The 2,655-nt window shown below is 71.8% G+C and carries 3 protein-coding genes; 2 read left to right on the top strand and 1 reads right to left on the bottom strand.

The window, feature by feature from the left end; genetic code table 11:
• Positions 1-1,516 (bottom strand): SulP family inorganic anion transporter (locus QZ433_RS00480; RefSeq protein WP_295779501.1); only part of this gene is annotated, 1,516 nt, incomplete at its 3' end.
• A 116-nt stretch (positions 1,517-1,632) separates the two neighbouring features.
• Between QZ433_RS00480 and QZ433_RS00475 the strand changes: the two genes are divergently transcribed.
• Together QZ433_RS00475 and QZ433_RS00470 are read left to right on the top strand one after the other, a co-directional pair.
• Entirely contained in the window at positions 1,633-2,004 is a 372-nt protein-coding gene (locus tag QZ433_RS00475; RefSeq protein WP_295779500.1) for a MerR family transcriptional regulator, read from the top strand.
• The gene (locus QZ433_RS00470; protein ID WP_295779499.1) at positions 2,001-2,570 is read left to right on the top strand and encodes a GNAT family protein; all 570 of its coding nucleotides are present in this window, start codon (positions 2,001-2,003) and stop codon (positions 2,568-2,570) included. The genes QZ433_RS00475 and QZ433_RS00470 overlap by 4 nt, the downstream gene beginning before the upstream one ends.
• The last annotated feature ends 85 nt before the right edge of the window (positions 2,571-2,655 follow it).

Raw genomic sequence — 2,655 nt, 5'->3', positions numbered from 1 at the left:
GCCGTCTCAGCGGGGGCCTCGGCGCCGGGCACTGAGGCGGGTCCCCGCTGAGACGGCCGTGGAAGCGGGCGGCGGCGTCGTTCATGCCCGCGAGCTCCACGGTCGTGCCGAGGTGGGCGTACTTCGTCTGCACCGCGTCGAGGGCGGCGACCGTCGAGGCGTCCCAGACGTGCGAACGCGACAGGTCGATCACCACGCGCGCCGGGTCGTCGTGGTACGCGAACTTCGTGGTGAGGTCGTTGCTCGAGGCGAAGAACAGCTCGCCCTCGACCGCGTAGCGGGCGGTGTCGCCCTCGAGGGTGCGGGTGACGCTCGTGAGGCTCGCGACGCGGCGCGTGAAGAGCACGGCCGCGGCGACCACGCCGACACCGACGCCGATGGCCAGGTTGTGCGTCCACACGGTGATCGCGACGGTCAGCACCATCACGATCGTCTCGCTCAGCGGCATCCGTCGCAGGGTCGAGGGTCGGATGCTGTGCCAGTCGAACGTCGCGATCGACACGACGATCATCACCGCGACGAGCACCGCCATCGGGATGATCGCGACGACGTCGCCGAAGACCAGGACGAGCACGAGCAGGAAGAGCCCGGCGAGGAACGTCGAGATACGCGTGCGCGCTCCCGACGCCTTGACGTTGATCATCGTCTGGCCGATCATCGCGCAGCCGCCCATGCCCCCGAACAGGCCGGACAGCACGTTCGCGGCGCCCTGGCCGAGCGATTCGCGGGTCTTGGACGAGGGGGTGTCGGTGATGTCGTCGACGAGCGCCGCGGTCATGAGCGACTCCAGCAGCCCGACGATCGCCATCGCGACGGCGAAGGGGAGGATGATGCCCAGCGTCTCGCCGGTCAGCGGGACGTTCGGGACGAGCAGCGCCGGCAGGCTCTCGGGCAGGGCGCCCTGGTCGCCGACGGTCGGCACCGAGATGCCGAAGACCACGGCGGCGCCGGTGAGCAGCACGATGGCGACGAGCGGTGCCGGGACGACCTTCGTCACGCGGGGGAGCAGGTACATGATCGCCAGGCCCGCCGCGGCGATCGGGTACACCGCCCACGGGACGCCGATCAGCTGGGGCACCTGCGCGATGAAAATGAGGATCGCGAGGGCGTTGACGAAGCCGACCATGACGCTGCGCGGGATGTAGCGCATGAGCTTGGCGACGCCGAGCAGACCGAGGATCACCTGCAGGATGCCGCCGAGGATCACGGTCGCGAGCAGGTGGTCCACCCCGTGCTCGCGGGCGACCGGTGCGATCACGAGCGCGATGGCCCCTGTCGCCGCCGAGATCATCGCGGGGCGCCCGCCGAGGAAGGCGATCGCGACCGCCATGACGAACGACGAGAACAGCCCGAGGCGCGGGTCGACGCCGGCGATGATCGAGAACGCGATGGCCTCGGGGATGAGCGCGATCGCGACGACGAGGCCGGCCAGCACCTCGCGGGTGAGCAGGCGCGGCGAGCGCAGGGCCTGCAGCACGGTCGGTTCGGGGCGCGGGCGCGCGAGGACGTCTGTCATGAGAGGTCTCCAGGACGGGGAGGGAACCCGCGGCGGCGCGGGGAAGAATAGGGGGGTCGCGATCGCGACCGCCACCAACTCTACCGTAACGTGAGGTTTGCGGGATCGGGGATGCCATGACCGACGACCGGCCCATGCAGATCGGCGAGCTCGCCGAGCGGACGGGGCTGTCCGTGCGCACGCTCCGCCACTACGACGAGATCGGCCTGCTGCGCCCCTCCGCCCGCACCGACGGCGGCTTCCGCCTGTACACCGCCGACGACGAATCGCGGCTGCTGCTGATCCGTCGCATGAAGCCGCTCGGGTACTCGCTCGAGCAGATGGGCGAACTGCTCGCGGTCGTCGACGGGCTCGAGGCGCACCCCGACGACGCCGACCTTCGCGCGCGCTTCGCCGAGATCCGCGAGGAGGCGGTGCAGCGTCGCGAAGACCTGCGGCGCAAGGTCGCCGCGGCCGACGAGTTCGTGGCCCAGCTGGAGGCGCGATGACCGCGCACGACATCGTGCTCGAGGGCCACGGCATCCGTCTCGTCCCCGCCGACCCGTCCCACGCCGCGGCGGCGTGGCCGCTCACCGACTCCGAGCTGTGGAGCCGCATGACCACCCCCTGGGCGGACTCGGTCGAGGCCTACGCCGCGCGCGTCGAGCAGCAGCGGGAGACGCCGGGACTGTACGCCTTCACGGTGCAGGATGCCGGCACCGGCGCCGTGCGCGGGGCGACAACCTTCTACGATCACGTGCCCGCGCAGGGGCGGGTCGAGATTGGCACCACCTGGTACGGCCGCGCCTTCCAGGGCGGGACGACGAACCCCGCGGCCAAGCTCCTGCTGCTCTCGCACGCGTTCGACGCGTGGGGCGTGAACCGTGTCGCGCTGCGGTGCGACGCCCGCAACGAGCGCAGCGCGCGGGCGATCGAGCGCCTCGGCGCGACGCGCGAGGGGCGCCTTCGCCGGCACCGCATCGCCCCCGACGGCTCGGTCGCCGACACGCTGTACTTCTCGATCCTCCGCGAGGAGTGGCCCGCGGTACGCGCCGGTCTCGAGGCGCGCCTATAACCCGCCGGGCGCGCCCCCGGCGCGCGCGCCGGGTTCGACCGTCTGTGGGCCGCGAGACTGCATGCTGCTGACAACTCGGCGACAT

It is taken from the genome of uncultured Microbacterium sp., assembly GCF_913776565.1.
Taxonomy (GTDB): domain Bacteria; phylum Actinomycetota; class Actinomycetes; order Actinomycetales; family Microbacteriaceae; genus Microbacterium.
This window is presented reverse-complemented; position numbering and strand designations above follow the sequence as displayed.

Excerpts from the sequence above, each read along its gene's own strand:
- QZ433_RS00470 (WP_295779499.1), top strand. The coding sequence starts at position 2,001 with ATGACCGCGCACGACATCGTGCTCGAGGGCCACGGCATCCGTCTCGTC.
- QZ433_RS00475 (WP_295779500.1), top strand. The coding sequence starts at position 1,633 with ATGACCGACGACCGGCCCATGCAGATCGGCGAGCTCGCCGAGCGGACG.